The following is a 22,575-nucleotide window of genomic DNA, read 5'->3' as shown; positions in this document are numbered from 1 at the left end:
TAGTGATTTCTCGTCATCGCTCTACCATCGGGATAACGAAAAGATTACAAACAGGCTCTTATGAACACGCCAACCCATCAGCTTCCTGTAGTAGGGCTGCTGGCGTAGCTTGGCTGACGCACCTGCCGAATCAGCCATGTTTCCACTTGCGCACCGCCTGCGCAAACGCCAGGCAATCCGCAAAGCGGTTGTACAGCGGTGCTGGGGAGATGCGAATCACATCGGGTTCGCGCCAGTCACCGATGACGCCTTGTTCGATCAAATAGTCGAACAGTGCGCGCCCTTGTTCGCGACCACCCAGTACGCGAAGAGAAAGTTGCGAGCCGCGCCGTTCGGTTTCCTTGGGCGTGACGATGTCCAACACATCCGATAACTGGCTTTGCACTAGCCATTCCAGGTAGCCGGTGAGTTGCAGCGATTTCTCGCGCAGGCGCTTCATGCCAGCGCGATGGAAGATTTCCAGTGAGATGCGCAACGGTACCAGCGCAAGAATTGGCGGATTGGAAAGCTGCCAGCCGTCCGCACCGGGCGTGGGTACGAATTCCGGCTCCATCTGGAAGCGCGTGGTCTTGTCGTGTCCCCACCAGCCGGCAAAGCGGGGTAGTGCAGCATGGGCGTGACGTGCGTGTACAAAGGCGCCACCCACCGCTCCGGGGCCAGAGTTCAGGTATTTGTAACTGCACCAGATCGCGAAGTCGGCGCCGCTGTCGTGCAGTTGTAGCGGCAAGTTGCCGATTGCATGGGCAAGATCGAAACCCACGATGCAACCGTGCTTGTGCGCCAGTTCGGTGATGGCTTTCAGATCGAAAGCCTGCCCAGTGCGATATTGCACGCCGGGCAGCATCACCAGCGCGATGCGTGAGCCGTGTGCGGCCAATGCGCGTTCGATCGCCGCCATCGAAAGGCTGCCGTTCGGCTCGTCGCCTTGCAGCTCGATCAGCGACAGCTTGGGACTGAACCCGTGATAGCGGATCTGCGATTCCACCGCATAGCGATCGGTGGGAAATGCACCCGCTTCGATCAGGATGGCGTGGCGATCCGGCGAGGGGCGATAGAAACTCACCATCATCAGGTGCAGATTCACGCCCAGCGTATTCATCGCAACGACTTCGTCGGGCTGGGCCCCCACGACTTCGGCAAGGTGATCGCGCACGAACTCGTGATAGTCCATCCACGGCAGACGGCCTTTGAAGTGGCCTTCCACGCCCAGTTCACCCCAATAGTTCAACTCCGCATTCACCGCTTCGCGTATCGCGCGTGCTTGCAAGCCCAGCGAGTTGCCGCAAAAGTAGTGTGTCTCGCCGCCTTCATGCGGAGGAATCAGGAACTCGTCGCGGAACGCACGCAGAGGATCGGCAGCGTCGTGAGTTTGAGCCCAGGCGAGGGTGGCTTTGTAAGGTGTGGACATCTAGACATTCCAACTTGGTGTGTAAAGCACTCATTGGGCATGTTGTTGCTTGTGCTTCAAGCAGCGCGTTTCGGTGTTGCCTTAAGTGCCAAGCGTCGAAGCAATCGAACTACAGCCTTTATCGAACGTGACCGTCCATGCTTGTCCCGCCTGACTTGTTGACGGGCGCGCGCAACGCAACTGGATCGCGTGACCGTCGCGGAACCAGTAGCGCTCGACATAGGTGTACGCCGTACCGTTTTCGCTGGCGGTGTAGATGAAACTGTTCTCGTCACCTGCCGCACGTTGACCGGGCTGGTAATTCTTCAGTTGCTTCGCTTTGGTAACCGCGCCACTGACGTAGCTGTTGAAGTCCTGAGGATTGACCATCTGCTTCACCGTTACGCTGACACGCGCGAGCGTGCTGCGCGCGCTGGGCGAAGGATCCGGCACCTGGAACACGCGGACTTCCGGATCGCCATCCACCTGCATGATGCCGACCCAGTTCGAGGGTGTGCTGAAATGCACGCTGCCGGACGCCATATGGACATCGTCAGCCTGTGCTACCGCTATGCTGCCCAGCAGCAGTACGGCGATCACCATTATGTAACGCCTGACATTCATGCGTGCTCCTGTTTGGGATGCGCTGATCAATTTTGGGCAGAGAAGCGTTGTTGCGGTAGTCCCAGCCACTCCAGTGCGGTACCGTGAAACAGGCGGGCACGGGTCGGATCATCCAGTTGCAGCGACTCGATGCCGCTGCCCGGTTCCTGCTCCCCCAGCGGGAAAGGATAGTCGGTACCGAGCATCACGCGCTCGACACCGGTTACATCCAGCAGATAACGCAGGGCCTGCGGATCGTGCACGCAGGAATCGAAAAACAGGCGCTTGAGGTATTCGCGCGGGTTGCGCGGGTTATCCGTGGCGACCAGGTCCGGGCGCATGCGGAAGCCATGTTCGATGCGTCCGATGGTCCAGGGGAAGCTGCCGCCGCCATGCGCCAGCATTACGCGTAGCCGAGGCAGGCGTTCCAGCACGCCGCCAAAGGCCAGGCAGCAGGCCGCACGGGACTGCTCGGCAGGCATGCCTACCAGCCAGGGCATCCAGTACTTGGGCATGGTGGCCGTGCCCATCATGTCCCAGGGGTGCACCATAATGGCCGCGTCCAGGTCGGACGCCGCCTCGAAGAACGGGAATAGCTCCGGGGCGTCGAGATTCCACTCATTGCAATGTGAGCCGATTTGCACGCCGTACAGACCCAGTTCGTCGATGCAACGTTCCAGTTCGCGGATCGCCAAGTCCGGCGCTTGCAGCGGCACCGTGCCGATAGCGGCGTAATGCCGGGGGTAATCCCGGCAAATTTCAGCCATGTGGTCGTTCAGATGTCGGTGCAGCTCCAGTGCCTGGTAACCCGGTGCCCAGTACGAGAACAGCACCGGCACAGTGGAAATCACCTGCACGCTTACACCGAAGCGGGCATAGTCCTTGATGCGATGCTGCGGATCGAACGAGGACTCCCATACTTCGCGGAAGAACTTGCCGTCCTTATAGATGCGATAGCGACCGTCGGTGTGGTTCATCACTGGGAAGGCTTCGTTACCGTACTTGGCGGCCAGATTGGGCCAGTCGCGGGGGAGGATGTGGGCGTGGGTGTCGATTTTCAGCATGTGCCAAGTGTAGCGTCTGTGGATGTCTGGTTTCCCACGACGGAAGGGCAGTGGCTGGTTTTTGCACGCTACACCCAACCAGAAAACGAGCATCGGCGCTTGTTCGCCAAATTCGATCTGGAACTGCCTGCTTAAGCCCTCGCGGAGGATCATCGTCCCCGACAAACTCACCCATCAAACGACCGTGGTGTAGTGGAGACCCTTCAGGATGTAGCTGAACAAAGCTTCACCGGAAATCCGTGTTAAACGAAAGACTGGTGTGCGGATGCCTTAACAGTTTTGCTACACTTGCCTGGCTTGCTGTTAGGGACACCAAGCTAAGGTAGCGAATAAGTCCCCCGCATACCTATACGTTCTGCCGCGCGATTTCCGTCTGGGGTGGAATGGACGCGAACACCAATAATCGAGGAGACACCTGATGAAACGTAAGGGCCTTTATTTTCTTATTGCTCTTGCCCTGGGCGGCGTAGGTGCCGTTCACGCGCAGGACAATACGGCCGCGACTGCGGGCAGCAGCACTTCCGCACCCGCATGGTCGAATGGTTTTGATGATCGTTGGTACATTGCCCCAACCATCGGCGGCTTCTACAACGACACTGACCGCAATACCCGCAGCCGCCAGATCTTCTACGGCCTGTCCGTGGGTAAGTTCGTCGCCCCGAATGTTTCCGTGGAACTGTTCATCGACCGTACCAAGCGTGATGGTGACACCGATGTGTTCGGCCAGGGCAACAGATGGGCGAATAACGCCTATGGTGTGTCCGCCCGCTACTTCTTTGGTGATGCAAACGCCTGGCGTCCGTACCTGATGGGTGGCGTGATGGGCAGCTACCACAGCAATCCGCTCAACAAGGGTTGGGCTCCGGCTGTACAGGCTGGCGCGGGTATCTCCAAGTCGATCACCGACAGCGCAGACTTCCGTGTTGAAGCGGCCTACCGTTACGACTGGGACGACAAGACCCAGCCGGCGAAGAATGGCTACGGCGACTGGTACCTGGGCTTCAGCCTGGTGGCCAAGATCGGTGCCGTGCCAGCGGCTGCCGCGCCGGCTACGCCGCCGCCCCCGGCTGCTCCGGACTGCTCCAAGCAGTTCCGCAACGGCGTGAACCTGTGCGACAACAAGTGCCCGGATCTGCCGGAAGGCACGATCGTCGGTCCGGATGGCTGTCCGCAGAAGGTCGTGATCGACTTGAAGGGCGTGAACTTCAAGTTCGACCGTCCGAAGAAGCACGAAACCAACATCGAGCCGACGCTGGCCGTGCCGGCATCCGATTCAATGGCGATCCTGGATCAGGCGGTGGATACGCTCAAGCGTTACCCGCAGGTGCATGTCACCGTTGCCGGTTACACCGACAGCGTGGGCACGGCCACTTACAACCAGGGCCTGTCGGAACGTCGTGCGAAAATCGTGTACGACTACCTGACCTCGCACGGTATCGATGCAAGCCGTCTGGAAGGGCCGATTGGTCATGGCTTGAACGATCCGATCGACACCAACAAGACCGCCGCCGGTCGCGCACGCAACCGTCGTACGGAATTGCAAGTTCAGCAGTAATCGGACTGCAAAGCGCCAAGAAAAAGCCCGGCCCAGGCCGGGCTTTTTCTTGGTCGGCCCACTAACCTGATCATATCCAGACCAAGCTGCGCTGGACCGAATGATCCAGGGTGCCATCGACAAGGGTGAGCCCCTGACTGCAAAGCGGGTATCGCTATTGCGTACCGGCGAAAAAATACCTGGTTGGAAGTCACGCTCGACGAAGGCCGCAATCGGCACATTCGACGTTTGCTGGAAGTGCCGGGCATTAGCATCTTGCGCTTGATGACACGCGAAGCTCAACGGTCAGGAGCCCGATAGCACGCATCCGTTCTTGCCGCTCTCCTTCACCTGGTAAAGCGCGCGGTCTGCCGCCTGGATCAGCGTTTCGTCCGACTCGAGTCGCTCCTGCCACATCGCGATGCCAATACTAGCGCTGACATGCGCAGTGAACGCGCCGTGCGTTCCCGTCAGCGGATAGGGTTTGGCCAGTATGTCGCAAAGGTCCTGACAGCGTTGCAGTACGGCATGCACGTCACTGACGTTCTCCAGGATCATGGCGAATTCATCGCCGCCCAGCCGGGCCACGGTATCATCGGCGCGCACACGGTTGTTGAGGCGCGAGGAAATCGCCTGCAGCAGCGCATCGCCGGCAGGATGGCCATAGGTGTCATTCACCGCCTTGAAACCATCGATGTCTACCAACGCCAACGCAAAGCTATGATCTTTCCCTGCATGTTGCATGGACAGACGCAGGCGATCGTGGAACAGTACACGGTTGGGCAGGCCCGTGAGCATGTCGTGCGTGGCCTGGTGGCGCACTTTGGCTTCGACGCGCTGGCGTTCGGCAATTTCCACCTGTAATTGCTGGTTGCGCGCCGAAAGTTCTTCCAGCGTCTGCTGCAGTTGCATGCGTGCTGTATGCAGCTCCAGGAATACGCGCACTTTGGATTGCAGGATCACGTCGTTGATCGGCTTGGAAATGTAATCCACCGCGCCGGAGCGATAGCCTTTGAGGCGATTGAGGTCGTCGGCATACGCAGCGGTCACGAAGATCACCGGCGTATCGTGCAACTGTTCGGCTTCGCCAAGCAGGGCGGCTACTTCAAAACCGTCCATGTCAGGCATGTTCACGTCGAGCAGGATCAGCGCGAATTGCTCGTCCAGGCAGCGGGAAAGGGCTTCGTTGCCGCTGACAGCTTCGACCAGTTCGGCGCCGCAGTTGGCGAGCAGATGACGCATCGCGACCAGGTTGGCGCGGGTGTCGTCGACGACCAGAATTTTGGGAGGATGATGACTCATACCAGGCACAATCGATTGATCAGTGGAGCGATATCGGAAAGATCGACGCAATAGTCCGCACCGGCGGTATCCAATGCGGCCTGTGGCATGGTCGGCATTTCCGCGCTGGACGGTGATTGAACGATAGCGGTGCCACCCAATTCCCGTATCCGTTGCAGGCCTGAGGCGCCATCGGCGTTTCCCCCTGTAAGTACGATACCTATGAGTTTTTCGTGCCAGACCTCCGCAGCAGAACAAAACATCACGTCAATGGATGGGCGCACGTAGTTGACACGCGGATCGATCGACAAGGCAAAGTGTCGATCGTGTTCGATCAGCAGATGGTAGCCGCTTGGGGCCAGATGGACAGTCCCGTCTTGTACAGGATGGCGTTCGCGTGCCTCGGTCACGGCTAACGGCGAAGCGCGGTCCAATATCTCGCACAGCAGCTCCACCGTATCGGAGCCGGTGTGGCAGCACACCAAAATCGGTAGATTCAACCTGGCGTCGAGGCCACTGATGATGGCTTTGAGCGCATCCACGCCACCTGCCGAACAACCGATCGCAATAGCTTGCGGCATATTCATGCGAAAGCTCACTCTGGCTGATTGTTCATGCGATAGATGCGCAAGCGTTCGTCGAACGGCGCGAAGCTTGCGGCAGCAGTGGCGTATTCGAGGCTTTCGCGCAGGCCAAGACAGAGAAAGCCGCTGCGCACCAGACTGTCGCGGAACAACGACAGCACGCGATCCTGCAAGGGGTTGGAAAAGTAGATCAGCACATTGCGGCACAGGATCAGATGCGCTTCGCAGAACACGCCATCCGAAACCAGGTTGTGCTGGGCGAAAGTGACGTTCCGGCGCAAATGCTGGTCGATCTTCAGTAGGTTGTAGCGCGCGCTGTAGTAGTCGGCCAGTGAATGCCTGCCGCCGGCGGCTTGATAATTGCGCGACCATTGCTGCGCGTTGCGTATGGGATAAATACCCTCCTCAGCCTGTTGCAAGGCCTGCTCGCTAAGGTCGGTGGCGAAGATCTGCGTGCGCTCGTAAAGGCCGGCTTCTTCCAGCAGGATCGCCAGGGAATACACCTCCTGTCCGTGTGCGCACCCTGCTTGCCAGATATTGATCCGCGGGTACGAAGCCAGCATCGGCAGCACCTGCTCGCGCAGACCACGGAACAAGCCCGGATCCCGGAACATATCCGACGCCGGCACGGTGAGGCCGTCGAGTACGCGTGGAAGCAAGGTTGGTTCATGCAACACGCGTTCGGTCAATCCGCTGATCGTCTTACATTGCAAATGGTCCGTCAGTTGCCGCACCCGTCGTTTCAGGGAGGCAGGCGCGTACTGGCTGAAGTCGTAACCGTGGCGGCGCTGCAGCGCCTGCACGAACAGTTCCACTTCAATGCTATCGAGCTCTAGCGTGTCCACGGTCATGTCCTGTACCTGTAGATTCTCAGCTTCGCAACCACACATGCATCATAGAGGCTAGCTTGTCCAGATCGATCGGCTTGGAAAGGTAATCGTTGGCGCCGGCTTCCAGGCATTGCTCGCGGTCACCACGCATGGCCTTGGCCGTTAGTGCGATGATCGGCAAGTGGTTGAGCGATGGTTGCCCGCGGATCGCACGTGTAACCTCGTAGCCATCCATGCCCGGCATCATGATATCCATCAGCACCAGCTCCACGTTGCCATGCTCGGCAAGTTGCTCCAGCGCCTTTTGGCCATCTTGCGCCACCGTAACCTGCAAGCCCCAGCCGCGCAGTACCTTGGACAGGGCGAACAGGTTGCGCATGTCATCGTCCACCAGCATCACGTGATGACCACTCAGGCCATCATGGGGTGGTGTTGGAGAGATAGAGGCTGGGCCAGACGTCTGACGTATGCTATGCAGGAACAGGCTGACTTCGTCCAGCAAGCGTTCCGGCGATCGCACACCTTTGATCACAATGCTGTCGGTGTATTGCCGGATGCGCAGATTTTCTTCGCGGCTCAGCTCGCGGCCGGAATACACCACCACCGGCGGAATGCTACCGCTGTGTGCCAGTTTTTCGAGCAACTCCAGGCCGGATATGCCGGGCAGGCCGAGGTCGAGCACGATGCAGTCGTAGCCGGTTTCGCTGATTTTTTGCAGGGCTTCCTCGCCGGTACTGGCTTCGTCGATACGCACGTCGTCTTGGTTGAGCAGGGTGCGCACGGCAGCGCGTGCATTCGCATCGTCGTCGACCACCAACAGATGCCGTGTGCGGCCCTTGGCGAAATGCAACAGGCGTTCAAACGCATCGTTGATGGCTTCACGTGTGACCGGTTTGGTGAGAAAGCCCACCGCGCCCAGATCCCGGCCGCGCGAGGCATCATCGGTCGCCGAAAGGAAATGCACCGGGATATGCCGCGTGGCGGGATCGGACTTGAGTCGTTCGATCACAGTCCAGCCGTCCATGCCTGGCAGCATCACATCGAGCAGGATGCCAACGGGGTGATAACGGCGCGCCAGCGCCAGACCCTCCTCGCCATCCAGCGAATGCAGCATGCGATGACCCTTCTGCCGCACGATGTCGGCCAGGATGCGTGCAAACGCGGGATCATCTTCCACAATCAGGATGACACTGTCGCCCGGTTCGATGCGCTCGCGATCGTCGGCCACGCCTTCGGCAGGCAGCAAGGAGCGCGTAACGGGCCGTGCTATCGGTGCGTGGGTGATGGAGGCTGGTAGGGACGTGTCGGCGGTTTCTTCTGGCGCACGTTCTGGCAAAAGCAATACGAATTCGCTGCCCTGGTCGACTTCACTGCGCAGCACGATGTCGCCGCCCAGCAGTTCGGCCATGCGGCGCGAAATGCTCAAACCCAGTCCGGTGCCGCCGAACTGGCGGCTAGTGCTGCTGTCGGCTTGCTCGAAAGCGTTGAAGATGCGCTCCAGCTTGTCGGCCGGTATGCCGATGCCGCTGTCTTTCACGCTGATGGCCAGCAGACTCTGGTCTTTCATCGCATCAGGCACGGGCAGGTCGCCGGCCGGGCGGCTGATGTGCACGCGGATGCTGCCCTTGGCGGTGAACTTGAAGGCGTTGGCGAGCAGATTGTTGATGATCTGCTCCAGCCGGTTGGGATCGGTATGGATCTCAACCGGCAGGTTTTCCTCCATGCTGACTTCGTAGTCGAGTTTCTTCTCGCGCGCCACGTGATCGAAGGTGCGGCGCAGGCTGCGGGCAAGGTTCTGCAGCGGGTAATCCACCCGTGACAATTCCATCTTGCCGGCTTCGATCTTTGACAAATCCAGGATGTCGTTGATCAGGTGCAGCAGGTTGGAGCCAGCGTCGTGGATGATGCGTGCCGATTCGACTTGCTCGGTGTCCAGATTGCCTTCGCGGTTGTCAGCCAGGTTGCGTGACAGGATCAGCAGGCTGTTCAGGGGCGTGCGCAGCTCGTGCGACATGTTGGCGAGGAATTCGCTCTTGTACTGGCTCGCGCGTGCCAGTTCCTGCGCTTTCTGTTCGGTTTCGCGTTGCAGCGCTTCCACCTGCTGCTTTTGCTGGCGCAGAGTGTCGCTCTTCAGGCGCAGTTCTTCGTTGGAAGCCTGCAACTCATCGGCCTGCACGCGTAGCTCTTCTTCGGAAGCCTGCAGGCGTTGCGACTGTTCTTCCAGCTCGATAGTCTTGTTTTGCAGGGTGTCATTGGTATCGCGCAGCGCTTGCTGCTGCTGTTTCATCGTAAGTGCCGAAATGCGCAGTTCGTCGGTCTGTTCGCGGGTCTGTTCAAGCAGATCCTGCGTGTTCACGGCGCGGTTGAGGTTTTCTAGCGTCAATGCCGCCATGGGCAGCAGTTCGTCCAGCAGTTGCTGGTGCTTCGGCGAAGGTGGAGCGAAGCTGCCGAACTCCAGCACTCCGATAAGCTCGTCGCGCAGCAGCAGTGGGCGGATGGTGATGTGGCGTGGCAAGGCGGCGCCACTGCCGGAGTCGATATGTAGATAGTTTTCAGGCACGTCATCCAGCGTGATCGGCTGGCGTGACAATGCGCACTGGCCAACCAACCCTTCGCCCGGCATGTATGCGCCGGCATGGTTTTGCAGGCGCATGCCGTAACTGCCAAGCAAATCCAGTCGTTGGCGTGCTTCATCATAGCCATAGAACAGCGATACGCCGGCGTGCAGCAAAGGTGTCAGCAGGCTGGTGAGGCGCTCGGCAAAATCGCGGTGATGAGTGGCTTGCTGCAAGCTGTGTGAAATCGAGGTGGCGTGGTTCTTCAGCGAAGACTGTTCTTCGGAGTCAATCACCATCTGCTTGAATACGAGCAGTGCCTGCGCGATTTCCCCTACTTCGTCGCGCCGCTCGGCGCCGCGAATCTCGATGTGGTGGTCGTGATGGGCCAGGCGCGTCATCAGGTCGGTGAGGCGGCGGATCGGGCGCGTAACCATGCGCGAAGTAAGCGAGATCACCATCAAGCCAAGGATCAGTCCGACCAGGGCACTGGCTACATTCACATATAAAGTGTTGCGTACCAGCCGTTCCACGCTGAGGGTGCGCTCGACCAGCAATTGCTGCTCGGTGTCGCGCATCTCATCCAGCACGGCGGTGAAGTCCTCGGTCTTCACGCCGCGCTTGGCGATGTAGTCGGCCTGGATCTGGGCGAGTTGCTCCAGGCCGGCGGGCGAGGCTGGATCCTTTACCGCCAGTTGGGGAGCGATGAGCAGACTCCGCATCTCGCTGTTCCACTGCGAAACCATGGCCTGGATGTGGTCGATGCGAAGTTGCTGGAGAGGATTGTCTGCGCTGAGCTGGCGCAGTTGCACAAGCTGTTGCTGAAACTGTTTGTCACTATTGCTGAGACGGTCGAGTTCGATGGTCTTGTGGCTGATCAGGAAGCCGCGCAGGCCGATCTGCCCGGCCAGCGCCGAGCGTTGCAGCTCCTGGATCTGCATCAGTACCTGATAGGTATGGTTGGCCCAGTGTCGGGTGTTCGTCTGCCTGTGCTGCGAGGCGACATTGATGAGGCCGTTGATCAGGAACAGCCCCAGCAGCAGCCCGATCGCCACGATCATTTTGTAGCGAATAGGCAGGTTAGCCAGCCACGAATACTTCTTCTTGGGTACTGGCGTCACAGTGGAGATGGCCATGAGAAATCCCGCTGATATGACAGTGTGGCATGCCTACTGTCATCGGGATGCGAATCCTGCGGACAGGGCGGCTAGGGGGCAGATTAACGAGTTGCTGGCGGGGGTGGTAGCAAATCTCCCCTCGTCGTCCCAATGCAGGCCGGGATCCAGTGTCTTTCAGCTTTGCAGACTGCGGGGGCGGGGCTTGCTTCTGAGCACAAGTCACCGGGTGATTCGCTTCGCTCACCCCTTCGAGGCCATTTTTCGAATGTTCTGCGCGTTTCGCGCTACGTCCGGCCTGCGCCGGGACGAGTGCGCCCGTGAGGGTGCGACATCAGAGCGGTGCAAGTCCGCTTTGGGGCAAGTCAAGAGCCTTGAAGCAGAAGGTAACTGCGTCACCGCGAGGCGGGATGGAGAGCAACCGGAGGCGAAGCTCATGACGTATGGCTGATGTTTCTACCGCTATGCTTGCACCATGCTCGACACATCTCTCGGGGAGAACTGATGAGACTTGCAACGGTTGGGGGTGGGCTGTGGCTCGTTGCGGTGGTGATGTTGTGGTCATGCCAGGCCAGTGCGCAGACGGCGGCACCGGCAGCCGTGGCGGCAACGCAAGACATTCTGTTTGCTCCCGCGCACGACACCATGATTACCCAAAAAAGTTCGCCGGATGCCTGGGGTGGAGAGCGTACCGGCAACGAGCCGACACTGTCCGATCGCGTGGTGAGCTACACCATCGATGCGGACCTGGATGCGGCCAAACACGCCGTCACCGGCAAGGAACACATGACCTGGCGCAATCGCGGCGATCGTGATGTACACAGTGTTTATTTCCATCTCTATCTCAATGCCTTCCAAAACGAAGGCAGTACGTTTTTCACCGAGCGCAACGTGCTGGACAGAGATCATAGCGGGCGCGGCCTGGCGACCTTGAAAAGGGGGGAGTGGGGCTGGATTCGCTTGCAGAAGGTGCGGCAGGGGGGCGCACCTTTGAAGTGGAGCTTCGTGCATCCGGATGGCGGGCCGGATACAGACCAGACCGTGGTACGCATCGATTTGGCTCAGCCGGTGCCCGCCGGCGGCACGCTGGCGTTGGATATCGATTTCCTCAGCCAGTTGCCGCGCGTGGTCGAACGTACCGGTTGGTGGGGCGATTTCAATCTGGTCGGACAATGGTTCCCCAAGATCGCCGTGCTGGAATTGCCGGGCGAACGCGGCGCTACGCAGGTGCGCTGGAACGCGCACGAATTCCACTTTAATAGCGAGTTTTTCGCCGACTTCGGCTTGTACGACGTTTACCTGACCGTGCCCAGCGATTACACGGTGGGTGCCGTGGGCCAGTTGCAAGGGGCACTGGAACAGAAGGACGGCAGGACCACCTACCACTTCGTGCAAGGCGACGTGCATGATTTTGCATGGGTCGCCGCAAAGGGTTTCAAGACGCTGGAGGGTACCTACCAGGGGTCGGGCAGCCCGAAGGTGGCGGTGCGCGTGATCTATCCGATGGACTACGAAGCCAGTGCGGCACCAACCCTGAAATCGAGCATTGACGCGATCGGCTACTTTTCTCGCACGCTCGCCCCCTATCCATACTCCACGCTGACCGTGGTGATTCCGCCTTACAACGCGCAAGAAGCGGGCGGCATGGAATATCCCACCTTCTTCACGTCCGTGGGATTGAAGTATGTGAAACCGAATACCTGGACCCAGATGACCAGCGATTTCGTGAACATCCACGAATTTGGTCATGGCTATTTCTACGGCATCCTGGCCTCCAACGAATTCGAGGAACCGATACTCGACGAAGGGCTGAACGAATTCTGGGACAACCGCATGCTGTGCGAGCGTCACGAAGATGTCGTGCTGGCAACGCGGTTCACCCAATGGCTTGGCATCGCGCCGCGCATGACAGGCTTCGAGTTCGAACGCCTCACGGCCATGTTGCGGCATCCGTACGATCCGCTCGCGCAAAACAGTTGGGATCGGCTATCAAGCGACAGTTACGGCACGGTGTACTCGCGCACTGCCACGGCCATGCGCGATCTGGAAGAACGACTGGGCACGCCGGCCCTGGAAAAAGCTTTTCGCCTGTATTACCAGCGCTGGCGTTTCCGGCATCCGTCCATAGCGGATTTTCGTGCCGCGCTGATCGACAGTTCAGGCAACGCAAAGGAGGTGGACCAGATCTTCCATAACTACGTTTACGGCACGGGCACGCTGGACGATGGCGTGTCTTCCATCAGCAGCTACGAGGTATTGCCGCAGGCTGGGGTGATTTGGAAAGACAGCAAGCAAAGCGAGGTCGTTGCGGATGAGCTGGACAAGCAGATCGACACGCAGCGTGAGGACTGGAAGAAAGCCCATCCGAATGCCAAGCCGGACAATGCCGGGCCGTTCCCATGGCACAGCACGGTTACCGTGGTACGCAACGGCATTGCTGCGCCCGAGTTACTGCGCGTTACCTACGAAGATGGTTCGCACGAAGATGTGATCTGGGACGACGATCGCCGCTGGGCGCGTTTCGATTTCACCAAGTCCAGCAAGGTGGTATCGGCCGAGCTCGATCCGGATGCGCATAACTTCCTGGATGCCAACCGGCTCAACAACAGCCAGACCATCCATGCGGATGGCGCGGCTTCCCGGCGTTGGACGGCCGATGTTGCGACCTTGCTGCAAACCTTCTACTCCATACTGGTGACACTGTGATGGCCGATAACATGCCCCGTTCCGTCGGTTTTGCTGTCCTGTGGTCGACCATGCAAGCTGCCGTGCAGTGGCGTTTGTTACTGCTGTGGTTGCTGATCATGGCGATGCCGACAGTGGCGGTTGTGCTGCCCCTATGGCAAATGCTGGGTGGCTTGCTTGACAACTCGGTCCACGCCACTGAGTGGGCACGGCATTTCAATGCCGTGATGTTTACGGATATCGTACTCGCACTGAGCGACCATGCCGAATGGTTGGGTGCTTCGGCCATGATCGGTGTGGGTGCGACCTTGCTATTGTCGTCTTACCTCAATGGCATGATTGTCGGCAGTGGCAGAGCGGGACGCGCCTTGGGCTTCGGTGCCTTGTTGCAGAACGGCCTGATCGAATACGGGCGCATGTTCCGTGTGATGCTCTGGTCGTTGCTGCCTTATGCCTTGGTCATCGGTGCATGGAAAGTCGGTGGGAATATCGCAGACAAACATGCCGAAAATGCGGTGCTGGAATCGCAGGCAAATCTGTATGCCCACGTGATACAGGTATTTGTGCTGATCGTATTTGTGCTGGTCCAATCGATGGTTGAGTCAGCGCGGGCCGCTTTTATCGCGGATATCACACTGCGTTCGGCCACGCGCGCGATGTGGCGTGGCATCAGACAGTGCATTCGGCGGCCTGTGAAGACGGTTTCGTTTTATGTGCTGGTAACGCTGGCTGGTGTGGTGCTGGCGACGCTGTTCGGTATGGCGCGTATTCATGTCACCACGTTCGGGGTGGTTGGTTTCCTGTTTGCGCTGCTGCTCAGTCAGCTCATCGTGTTGACGATGGGTTGGATGCGTACGGCGCGGTTATTTGCCTTGGCGGAAGTTGCGCGTACGGTAGTGCCGGCGCGGGTACAGGCGGAATATCGGTAAAGAGCGTGTCGAGCGGCGGTTATGGGTCTTTCGCGAGCTGGATGCATACGTGTGCCGGGATAAGGCGAAAACGCGTCATCCTGTGAAATGTCGGCAATGCTCAAGCGCCACTGCCAGTTGCTTTCATCCGGTTTGCTGGCGATGACGGTAATGGTGCCGGCACCATTGGCCCATGGCTGTGTGCGCAGCGCATTCGCAGGTACGCGCCGCAGTGCGCTTATGCCCAGGCGCGGTGGGATTCGACGTGTGGGGGATAGTAGGCGAAAACGTGGTTGTCGCTGCCGAAGAAATCGATGTCTTCGATATGTTCACCGCCCAGGCGTTCAGCAACGCGGTCGGAGGCATCGTTGCCGACACGCACCATGCTGATGACGCGTTGTATATGCAAGTGTTCCCAGGCGAACGCCAGCACGGCGGAACCGGCTTCGGTGGCATAGCCGTGATGGCGATGTTCCGGCTTGAGCATCCAGCCCAGTTCGATGTCCGGCCAGCCTTCGGGATGCAGCAATCCGGCGCGGCCGATGAATTCGCCCGTGGCTTTCAGTTCCAGCGCCCACATGCCGTAGCCGCGCAGTTGCCAGTGTCCGATCAGCATGGCCAGCGAGCGCCACGCATTGGTGCGGTCCAGTGGCAGACCGTCACCGATCCAACGCGTGCTTTCCGGATCGGCAAGCATCGCGGCGTAGTCGTTGAAGTGACGTTCCGTGAGCGCCGTCAGGCGAAGGCGCGTCGTTTCCAGGGTGGGAATCTCGATCATTTCGGATCAGTCGCTGAGACTTGCACTATCGAGCAGATGGGTCAGAGCGCGAGTCGTTGTCATCAGACTTTCGGACCAGGGCAGGCTTATGATTCTCTCACCCGTGGCGGTGTCAATAAAGTCTTCCTTCTGGCTAGGAGGTAGCAGATGGCGATAGTCCACGTGATAGTGCGGAAGGATCATGTTGGCTGGCTTGTGATGGCGAGAGTGGTGGATCGGCGCGGAGTGTAGCCCAAGCAGGTGTTAAGGCAACGCTGAATAAGTATCGCCGTCGTCACCAGCCCTGTCTGTTCGCGGACCACAGGGTCGTTGGCGCACGTATTCCGCCGATGTCGGCCCATCCCGCGCCATGCCGGCCGAGTATTCCGCCGCATGTCTGCCAGGGCGTGAGCCAGGATGGCGGGACTGTGCTGGATCAGGGTCGAGGCGTCAACCCGGGAGGGTCGAGGTCTGCTCGGCGACCGTCACGGTGGTGTGCTTGTGCTTACGCATCGAACCGCCCTTGAGCGCAAGGCGATGGCTGTTGTGTACGAATCGATCAAGGACAGCGTCGGCAAGCGTGGGCTCATCAATGTAAGTGTGCCACTGCTCGATCGGCAACTGACTGGTGATGAGCGTGGATTTCTTGTCGTAACGATCGTCGAGGATTTCCAGCAAGTCACGTTTGTGCTGATCGCTGAGTGGTGCTAGGCCGAAGTCGTTGATGTAGAGCAGATCCATCTTGGCCAGTTGGTGCTCACGGAATCAGGTTGCTGACAGGAGAAAAGCCTTGGCTGCCAAGCCTTCTCCTCAGAAGCTATACCGTCTCCCTTTGCATCCACGAACCTATTGCTCCTGGAAAACGGCGACCTTCACGCGGGTAGTGCGGTTCAATCACTTTCTCCAGCGTTTTCCATGGCACCACCTGCTCCATCTGCGCCAGAAACTTCTCTCGGCGTGTCTGCCGCTTTTTGGTGCTGTAGCTCAGTGAGGCGAACGTGGTTTGCTTCATGGCGTGGCTAACTAAGGCGATGGCGATAGCATGCCAGAAACGTGGAATAAATCAGAGCATCCTTAAAGGGATTTATGCCTTCCATATGTTCATGTCACGGTTGGTTCTTGGGTGTTCGGCGGATCGTCACTCTTCATGCAGGAATGGACCATGGAAAAAGCCATCTCCCTCTCACTGTCTGGTTTATGAGGGACATGATTACGGCTGATCCATATCGAGCGAGGTGCTTCATGGATCTGGGGCGCCTGTTATAGGCGTCGGACAGGGATGCACTGTCCGAGAAGATGTGCGTTTTTTGTCACCACTATGTTGCATGGACTCATGAAATGTCACTGTCCGGTAAACACCTGAATTTTCTACTGAGCGTGATCGCCACGCGTGTACCGGCTGGATGTCAGGTTTAGCTCGGCGAGCAGGGTGGTTTGTTGTTGCATCACCCATGGAATCGCCGCGCGTTCTTTGCGCTGATGCGTAAGCATGCGATTGCACTGGAATGTTTGTGGTCCGGGTAAGCGGACTTATTGATCCGGCATCAATGTGCATTCAAATGTCTTGAATGCGGAATTTTATTGAGTATTGCCTCACATGCCTGTTTTGCCTCGTTAGGGATGCTCTGAACAATTCAGTTTTGGACGTCCAAAACTGAATTGTTCAGAACATCCTTAGCTCATCCGATTACACACATCTTTTTTCGATGTCAGGCCGGGTGAGTAGGGCGTGAACCCCTCTCCTTCCGGGAGAGGGGCTGGGGTGAGGGTACGGCCAGCGCGCGAAAACAAAGACTTGTGCGAGAACGACATGCACAGGAACTAAAGCGCTCGCTTCGCCCGGATCCTCACCCGCCTGCCGGCACCCTCTCCCTCCGGGAGAGGGGGTCACTCATCTGATGTTTCGGATGTGTGTAATCGGATGGGTTTAGCTTGGGTTGAATAGATACGCTGCTGTCGCGCATCGAAGATCGCCGTAAGGTGATTTTGTTCGAAGCGCGCCAGGCATCCGATCGGCAGTGCCAGCACGCCAAGCCATTCCGGTTTGTATCTCGCCAGAGTGCCGGCCATGATGGCGCGTGCGCGCGAGTCGCCCTTTTGGTTTGTCGTTGTATCGGCACGGATATACCAACCGCTATCTTGTGCATGGGAAGGTTCGGAGCGGTTTAGATAGACGTCTGGTGCAGTCAGCGCATCCGGTTGCAACCACAGCCATTGATCGCCACGCGTGCGTTGGCCGGATACCAGGTTTAGCTCGGCGAGCAGGGTGGCTTGTTGTTGCATCACCCATAGTGTTTCATTCACCTCGGGCCGCCAGGTGATGGGGTCGCTATCGTAAGCGGGCTCGCAAACGACCCAGTGCTGCGGATGGGCTTGGATCTGCAACAGCGACCAGCCGAAATCGATCAGCGATCCGGGGTTCAATGCAGGGCCTTGCTCGTGCAAGGCTTTAAGGCGCGACAACAGCGAATGCGCCATGGTGTCGTATTCGGACGCGCACTGGGCGATAAGGCGCCGATGGTCGAGCACAATACTCTGTGTCATGGAGGACCTTGTTTCTCAAGCAGCTCCTGCAGTTTCTTTTCCAGGGCTTGTCTGGCATCGGTCTCGACTTTTGCCAATTCGCCGATGCGCCCCGCTCCTTGGGCTTTCACCAGATCGGCTCTGCCCGCGAACCATTGTGCCAACGATTTTTCCTGCTTGGACGAATTCAGTTTACCTTCCAGATAGGCCAAGTTTTCTTTCAGGTCCAAGAGAATATGGCGGTTGTCGGGATTGAGCTTGGCGAAGCCAGGCATGCGCACGATATCGTTGAAGGGCACGATATGGTCGATGTGCAGATCTTTCGTGTCGTGGAGCAGGCCGGTCACATAATCACGATACTTGCCGCCTGGTCCCTTGCTTCCAGGGGCCATGCTGTCCAGGAAGTCGCGGAATCGTTCGGCGCCACCGGCAGCACCAAAAGGTGCCTTGCGGCGGAGATCGTCAACGACCTCCGAGGTAAGTCCGAGCGATTTCTCGACGCGATCCTGCAGTTTTTTGAGGGCGGCATTGCGCTCCATCTCGGCACGGAGTATTTCTCCCCCGGAAACTGGCCGCATGAATGATTTGCTGAGCTTGTTTTTTTCGTGCAACTGCCGCAACTTTTCCTCGGCTTTTTCTACTGCGTCGGTCAGCGTGCGCTGCTCGGTAGTCTCTGCGCCGACTCTGCCGGCCTCGTTCGCTGCGGTCGCGGCGCGTGCCTCGGCTTCTTCGGCCTTGGCGAACATCTGTTTGCGTTCATCCAGAAGCCGGCGCGATGCAGCGGCATCATGTTCGGCGGCAGCAAGCTCCCGTTCCATCTGCTGGATTTTTGCCTTCGCTGCTTTCCTTTGTTCGGTCGCGGCCTTTCCGGAGATCCCCTTGACACTGTCACGTTCCTTCTGGGCAGCAGACAGCTCCTCACGGGCTGTCTTGGCGCGTTCGTTCGCGTTCTTGAACTGCGCCTCCAGCAGTTCGCGGTTTTCTTTGCTGAGATCAGGGTGTGCCAGTGCTTTCTGACGCGCGGCGGCAGCTTCGTCGGCGGCGAGTTGCGCCTTGTTCCGCATATCCGCGGCAGCTTCTTCCGCGTGTTTCATGGCGTCGGTACGCAACTCCGGCGTATCCACGCAAACCGGACTGGAATGGCGGCAGAACCTGCATTTGCCGTTTTCCATGGGTTGTTCGATCCATTCGTGCTCACCGACCTTGGCACGACGGTTTGGTGGCGTGCCTTCCAGCATGCCGGGATGCTCGGAAAGCATTTCGGTTTCGTTGTGCAGCTCGGGCTTGGAGAGTTTTTTGCTTTCGATGTGGCCGGTTTCCTTGGCCGATGCTTCGCGCTCCGCCTTGGTCGCGGCTTCACCACCTGCGCTGGATTGCTTAGGTTTGAATTCACCTTCATGCGGCGCCTTGGCTTCGGGAAGTTTTCCTTCCACGGCTTTGCCAGCGCCGGTTACCTTGGCGGCCTCGTGCTCGCCCAGCTTCGCGCCTTCCTTTTCCAGTGCTTGTTTTTCCAATGCCCCAATCGCTTTGCTTTCAGCACGCGCCGCCTTGCCGCCCAGCTTGCCGATGATGCGTTCGCCCATGGCCATCAGCTTCTCGCCGATATGGCCGATGGCCTTGGATACCGCGCGGAATGCGCCGCCGGCCGATTCCTTGATCGCCGAGCCCAACCGCTTCAGGCCATCGAGCAGGAGCTTGCCGAGGCTCTTGAAGAGTTTGAAGACTTCGCCCATGGCCTCCATCGGCCAGTTGATGAATTTGGCAATGGCCTTGAGGATGGGGCCGCCGAGCGTCCAAGTGTCGGCAGTGACAAGGTCGAGCACCGCTTGTAGTACAAGGTTGCCGGTGAGCTGGCCGACCTGATCGCCGACCTTGGTTTCGTCGCCTTCGCCGCTGCCGCCGAAGAATTGCATTAATTGCGAGGCCAGCCACGCGCCGCCAGCGCGGATTTTTTCCTTGGCGGCGTCCCAGGCCGCCGACAGACGCTGAGTCATGTCGGTGAAACTCATGCTGCCGCCGTTGAAGTACTCCTGCACGGCGTCCCAAAAACCGGATTTCACCACGTCTACGTCGGGTTGCAATTCCTGCGCGGCATCCTTGGCCATGCGGGTGACTTCGGCGAGATCGCCACCTGCCATAGGTGTGGCTTGCGTCGCCGGTTTCTCCGCAACCAGCGACTTCTTTTGCGCTACCACGGGCTCCTGTTTTTCCAGCTCGACTTCATCGCTGGTGTCGAAGCGGCTGTACTTCTCTTTGTCTTCCATGCCGGCCAGGCTCAACAAATACTGGGTGGCCGCATCCAGGCCGTTGAGCACCATCAGGATCGCTTTGATCGGATCGGTGATGCCGTCCCACACACCTTTTGCAAAACCTTTCACAAACGCGATCAGGAAGGCGGGACTGGCGCCGCTGATCAGTTTGGCCAGCTTGTTGGAGACTTTTTCCTTCACCTCATCCGAGGCAGCGCGCAAGGTTTCCAGGAAGCCGAGCACCGCCGGTTTCAGCAGCGGCCAGAGCAAATCGAACGTAGGCAGCGCCGGTATTTTGGCGACCGCCTTGATCGCGATGTCGAGAATGAAATCGAGGATCGGTACCTTCACGCAGCGCGGCAACGCACGCCATCCCCAACCGGCAAGGATCACCGGAATCATCGGCGGCGACGCTATCGCCAGGATCAGGCTGGAAATGACTTCCTTGTAGGGTGCGATGAATTTCTCGGCCTTGTCTTCCGCATCGACAATGGCTTTGAAACTATCCTCGGCGCCTTTCTTTACATAGGTGACCAAGGTGTTCAATTCGTTGCGCGCGTCATTGAACAGGTTGTGCGCAAAGCTGAGCAGGGGCAGTCCCGTGACTGTGCTGGCCGTGTTCAACACGGCATCGCCAAGGGCGGACAGTTTTTCGGACAGCCAGTCCAGGCCGGTCTTCAGGATGTTTTTGAAGCCACTTACGCCACTGTGCAGACTTTCCAGCATGCCGCGTATTTCGGCGGGTGCTTCGCGGATTTTTTCTGGCGACAATCCGTTGTTCCAGATCCATTGCACCACCTGCACCAGTTTCGGGCCGTACTTGACGATGGCGTGGATCTGACCCATCGGTGTGAGCAGCGCCACTACCGAGGCGATTTTCTTCAGCGGTTCCAGTGCGGGCGCCACGGCGGCCTTGATGCTGTCCCACACCTTGCCGGCTTGTTCCTTGATCCAGCTCCATACGCCGTCTTCGCTACTGCCGTCGAAGCCGAGCAGTTTCATCAGTTCGGTCCAGGCCGCGCCCAATGCATTCTTCGCCGCGGTGAACCAGCCGGAAAGGGTGGAGGCTACTTTCTTGATCGCCGACCATGCGCCGGAAACAACCGATTTCAAACCATCGAATAGCGGTTCGCCGATCAGCTTCAGCAGTTTGACGACAAAATCGTTGACTTTGGTGAGCGCACCGGTCATGGCATCGATCACCGGATTATCAATCAGCTTGCCGACGTAACCGGACAAGGTGTGCATGAAGTGAGTGAAGCTCTTGCATGCATCGGAATCGCCTTTCAGCAGGTTTTTGATAAAGCTGCCCGCTTCGCTGAACCACGATGTCACTCCCTTGGCCATGTCGCTGACACTGAATCCGCCCATGGCAGCGGGAAGATGCGCATCCAGCGCCTCGGAAACCTTGCGCTTGGCGAAGGTCACCGGTCCTTCATCGATGATCGCCGCCAGTTCGGGTGCAACGCTGCGCAGCAGTTTCATCACCTGCTCGCCGGTGTATTTGACGACGTCCTCCACACCGGTCGCCACCGCCGATTCGGCCTCGTCGATGCGGGTCTTGCCCCAGTCGACGAGTTGCCCAAGTGCATCCTTCTCCTTGCGATGCAGGCTGGCTTGCGCGCTGCCACGCACGTGGAAGGGACGTCCCGCGATCACCGCCTTGGCCGCTGCATCGGCCTCGATCTCCGCCGGCGCCTGCGCTTGGCTCACTTGCAAGGCGCGCTTGTGCGTCGACGCGGGTGCCGCAGGGTTGCGGTTTTGCACCACGTGCGCCAGTTCGTGCGCGAGCAATTCACGGCCGCTACGCGTGTTGGGCTGATAGCGCCCCGCAGCGAAATAGATCGATTGCCCGACGGTGAAGGCGTGTGCCGCCACGGCGTCGCTGGCCTGTTGCGCTAGCGCGTCGTGATGAATGCGGACGTTGTCCAAGCGTACGCTATAAGCGCTTTCCATCAGCAGGCGTATGGGTGGCGACAATGGTTCGCCTTGGCTGCGAGCGAGCGCTTCGCGCACCAGTCGCTCATGTTGCGAGGCGCGGGTGATGGAAGTGTTGGAAGGCTTGCGCTGCAGCTCGGTCTGCTGTTCTTCCTCGTTTTCGCATTGGCTGCATTTTCGCTGTAGCCAGAGCGGTTCCGGCATGACGGAGATCTGGCGCTGGACGTTTACCGCTTCCTCGTCTTCCGTCGCGCATGCCGCGCATTTGCGCTGCAGGAAGATCGGTGTGTCATCGCTGCCTGGGTCTGTGCTTTCTCCCGGTGCAAGGGCCGGTATCGCCGAGCACGAGGGCGGTGCTACGACTGGAGCGGCTGTTTCCGGTAGCAGGTGTGCGACAGCGTGTGGCTTGGGCGTGGCCTTGGTCTGTGCATGCGCGGCTTGTCGGGTCGGTGGGGCAGGGCCTTTGATCGCGGTGGCGGATGGTGCGCCCATGTCGTCACGCGACTACATCGTGCTGAAATGGCACGAATCCAGATATTGAGGTTTCCCCGCGTTGCGATAA

Annotated in this window: 14 protein-coding genes and 2 pseudogenes; 3 read left to right on the top strand and 13 right to left on the bottom strand. The window is 58.9% G+C overall.

The features are described from left to right. Nucleotides 1-130: 130 nt before the first annotated feature. The 3 genes from kynU to EO087_RS06215 all read right to left on the bottom strand — a co-directional run bounded on the left by kynU (nt 131) and on the right by EO087_RS06215 (nt 3,054). Nucleotides 131-1,408, bottom strand: a complete 1,278-nt coding sequence (gene kynU, locus EO087_RS06225; RefSeq protein WP_128898110.1) for a kynureninase — start codon at nt 1,406-1,408, stop codon at nt 131-133. An 81-nt stretch (nt 1,409-1,489) separates the two neighbouring features. Further along, a complete protein-coding gene (locus EO087_RS06220) occupies nt 1,490-2,011 on the bottom strand; it encodes a hypothetical protein (RefSeq protein WP_128898109.1) in 522 nt (173 codons plus the stop codon). Between the two features lie 26 nt (nt 2,012-2,037). After that, nucleotides 2,038-3,054, bottom strand: coding sequence for an amidohydrolase family protein (locus EO087_RS06215; protein WP_128898108.1), 1,017 nt, complete (start codon nt 3,052-3,054; stop codon nt 2,038-2,040). Nucleotides 3,055-3,472: 418 nt separating this feature from the next. On the opposite strand from EO087_RS06215, the gene EO087_RS06210 reads away from it, so the two are divergent. After that, nucleotides 3,473-4,609, top strand: coding sequence for an OmpA family protein (locus tag EO087_RS06210; RefSeq protein WP_128898107.1), 1,137 nt, complete (start codon nt 3,473-3,475; stop codon nt 4,607-4,609). A gap of 285 nt (nt 4,610-4,894) precedes the next feature. Here EO087_RS06210 and EO087_RS06205 read toward each other — a convergent pair whose 3' ends face one another. From EO087_RS06205 to EO087_RS06190, 4 genes are read right to left on the bottom strand one after another with little or no spacing between them, the layout of a single operon-like run. Beyond that, nucleotides 4,895-5,890, bottom strand: coding sequence for a diguanylate cyclase (locus EO087_RS06205; protein WP_128898106.1), 996 nt, complete (start codon nt 5,888-5,890; stop codon nt 4,895-4,897). Beyond that, entirely contained in the window at nt 5,887-6,456 is a 570-nt protein-coding gene (locus EO087_RS06200) for a chemotaxis protein CheB (protein ID WP_128898105.1), read from the bottom strand. The genes EO087_RS06205 and EO087_RS06200 overlap by 4 nt, the downstream gene beginning before the upstream one ends. 8 nt (nt 6,457-6,464) lie before the next feature. Then, entirely contained in the window at nt 6,465-7,304 is an 840-nt protein-coding gene (locus EO087_RS06195; protein WP_128898104.1) for a protein-glutamate O-methyltransferase CheR, read from the bottom strand. A gap of 19 nt (nt 7,305-7,323) precedes the next feature. After that, nucleotides 7,324-10,974, bottom strand: a complete 3,651-nt coding sequence (locus EO087_RS06190; RefSeq protein WP_240669148.1) for a response regulator — start codon at nt 10,972-10,974, stop codon at nt 7,324-7,326. A gap of 483 nt (nt 10,975-11,457) precedes the next feature. Between EO087_RS06190 and EO087_RS16220 the strand changes: the two genes are divergently transcribed. Together EO087_RS16220 and EO087_RS06180 are read left to right on the top strand one after the other, a co-directional pair. After that, nucleotides 11,458-13,659, top strand: a complete 2,202-nt coding sequence (locus EO087_RS16220; RefSeq protein WP_240669147.1) for a M1 family metallopeptidase — start codon at nt 11,458-11,460, stop codon at nt 13,657-13,659. Nucleotides 13,660-13,670: 11 nt separating this feature from the next. Beyond that, complete coding sequence (locus tag EO087_RS06180; RefSeq protein WP_240669146.1) at nt 13,671-14,567, top strand: hypothetical protein; 897 nt, start codon at nt 13,671-13,673, stop codon at nt 14,565-14,567. 217 nt (nt 14,568-14,784) lie between these two features. On the opposite strand, the gene EO087_RS06170 is transcribed toward EO087_RS06180, so the two are convergent. The 6 genes and pseudogenes from EO087_RS06170 to EO087_RS06150 all read right to left on the bottom strand — a co-directional run bounded on the left by EO087_RS06170 (nt 14,785) and on the right by EO087_RS06150 (nt 22,505). Beyond that, the gene (locus tag EO087_RS06170; protein ID WP_128898102.1) at nt 14,785-15,324 is read right to left on the bottom strand and encodes a GNAT family N-acetyltransferase; all 540 of its coding nucleotides are present in this window, start codon (nt 15,322-15,324) and stop codon (nt 14,785-14,787) included. A 429-nt stretch (nt 15,325-15,753) separates the two neighbouring features. Then, nucleotides 15,754-16,050, bottom strand: a pseudogene (locus EO087_RS06165) (ATP-binding protein); the annotation flags it as partial. Nucleotides 16,051-16,165: 115 nt separating this feature from the next. After that, nucleotides 16,166-16,315: pseudogene (locus EO087_RS06160) on the bottom strand (IS5/IS1182 family transposase); the annotation flags it as partial. Nucleotides 16,316-16,671: 356 nt separating this feature from the next. Beyond that, a complete protein-coding gene (locus EO087_RS16885; protein ID WP_255417049.1) occupies nt 16,672-16,794 on the bottom strand; it encodes a hypothetical protein in 123 nt (40 codons plus the stop codon). 396 nt (nt 16,795-17,190) lie between these two features. Further along, nucleotides 17,191-17,847, bottom strand: a complete 657-nt coding sequence (locus EO087_RS06155; RefSeq protein WP_128898100.1) for a hypothetical protein — start codon at nt 17,845-17,847, stop codon at nt 17,191-17,193. Beyond that, nucleotides 17,844-22,505 (bottom strand): DUF4157 domain-containing protein, encoded by a 4,662-nt coding sequence (locus EO087_RS06150; protein WP_128898099.1) that lies wholly within the window; start codon nt 22,503-22,505, stop codon nt 17,844-17,846. The genes EO087_RS06155 and EO087_RS06150 overlap by 4 nt, the downstream gene beginning before the upstream one ends. Nucleotides 22,506-22,575 lie beyond the last annotated feature (70 nt).

It is taken from the genome of Dyella sp. M7H15-1 (assembly GCF_004114615.1).
GTDB lineage: Bacteria > Pseudomonadota > Gammaproteobacteria > Xanthomonadales > Rhodanobacteraceae > Dyella_B.
This window is presented reverse-complemented; position numbering and strand designations above follow the sequence as displayed.

Excerpts from the sequence above, each read along its gene's own strand:
- EO087_RS06180 (WP_240669146.1), top strand. The coding sequence starts at position 13,671 with ATGCCCCGTTCCGTCGGTTTTGCTGTCCTGTGGTCGACCATGCAAGCT.
- EO087_RS06190 (WP_240669148.1), bottom strand. The coding sequence starts at position 10,974 with ATGGCCATCTCCACTGTGACGCCAGTACCCAAGAAGAAGTATTCGTGG.
- EO087_RS06215 (WP_128898108.1), bottom strand. The coding sequence starts at position 3,054 with ATGCTGAAAATCGACACCCACGCCCACATCCTCCCCCGCGACTGGCCC.
- EO087_RS06155 (WP_128898100.1), bottom strand. The coding sequence starts at position 17,847 with ATGACACAGAGTATTGTGCTCGACCATCGGCGCCTTATCGCCCAGTGC.
- EO087_RS16220 (WP_240669147.1), top strand. The coding sequence starts at position 11,458 with ATGAGACTTGCAACGGTTGGGGGTGGGCTGTGGCTCGTTGCGGTGGTG.
- EO087_RS06210 (WP_128898107.1), top strand. The coding sequence starts at position 3,473 with ATGAAACGTAAGGGCCTTTATTTTCTTATTGCTCTTGCCCTGGGCGGC.
- EO087_RS16885 (WP_255417049.1), bottom strand. The coding sequence starts at position 16,794 with ATGCTTACGCATCAGCGCAAAGAACGCGCGGCGATTCCATGGGTGATG.
- EO087_RS06195 (WP_128898104.1), bottom strand. The coding sequence starts at position 7,304 with ATGACCGTGGACACGCTAGAGCTCGATAGCATTGAAGTGGAACTGTTC.
- EO087_RS06170 (WP_128898102.1), bottom strand. The coding sequence starts at position 15,324 with ATGATCGAGATTCCCACCCTGGAAACGACGCGCCTTCGCCTGACGGCG.
- EO087_RS06220 (WP_128898109.1), bottom strand. The coding sequence starts at position 2,011 with ATGAATGTCAGGCGTTACATAATGGTGATCGCCGTACTGCTGCTGGGC.
- kynU (WP_128898110.1), bottom strand. The coding sequence starts at position 1,408 with ATGTCCACACCTTACAAAGCCACCCTCGCCTGGGCTCAAACTCACGAC.
- EO087_RS06205 (WP_128898106.1), bottom strand. The coding sequence starts at position 5,890 with ATGAGTCATCATCCTCCCAAAATTCTGGTCGTCGACGACACCCGCGCC.
- EO087_RS06150 (WP_128898099.1), bottom strand. The coding sequence starts at position 22,505 with ATGGGCGCACCATCCGCCACCGCGATCAAAGGCCCTGCCCCACCGACC.
- EO087_RS06200 (WP_128898105.1), bottom strand. The coding sequence starts at position 6,456 with ATGAATATGCCGCAAGCTATTGCGATCGGTTGTTCGGCAGGTGGCGTG.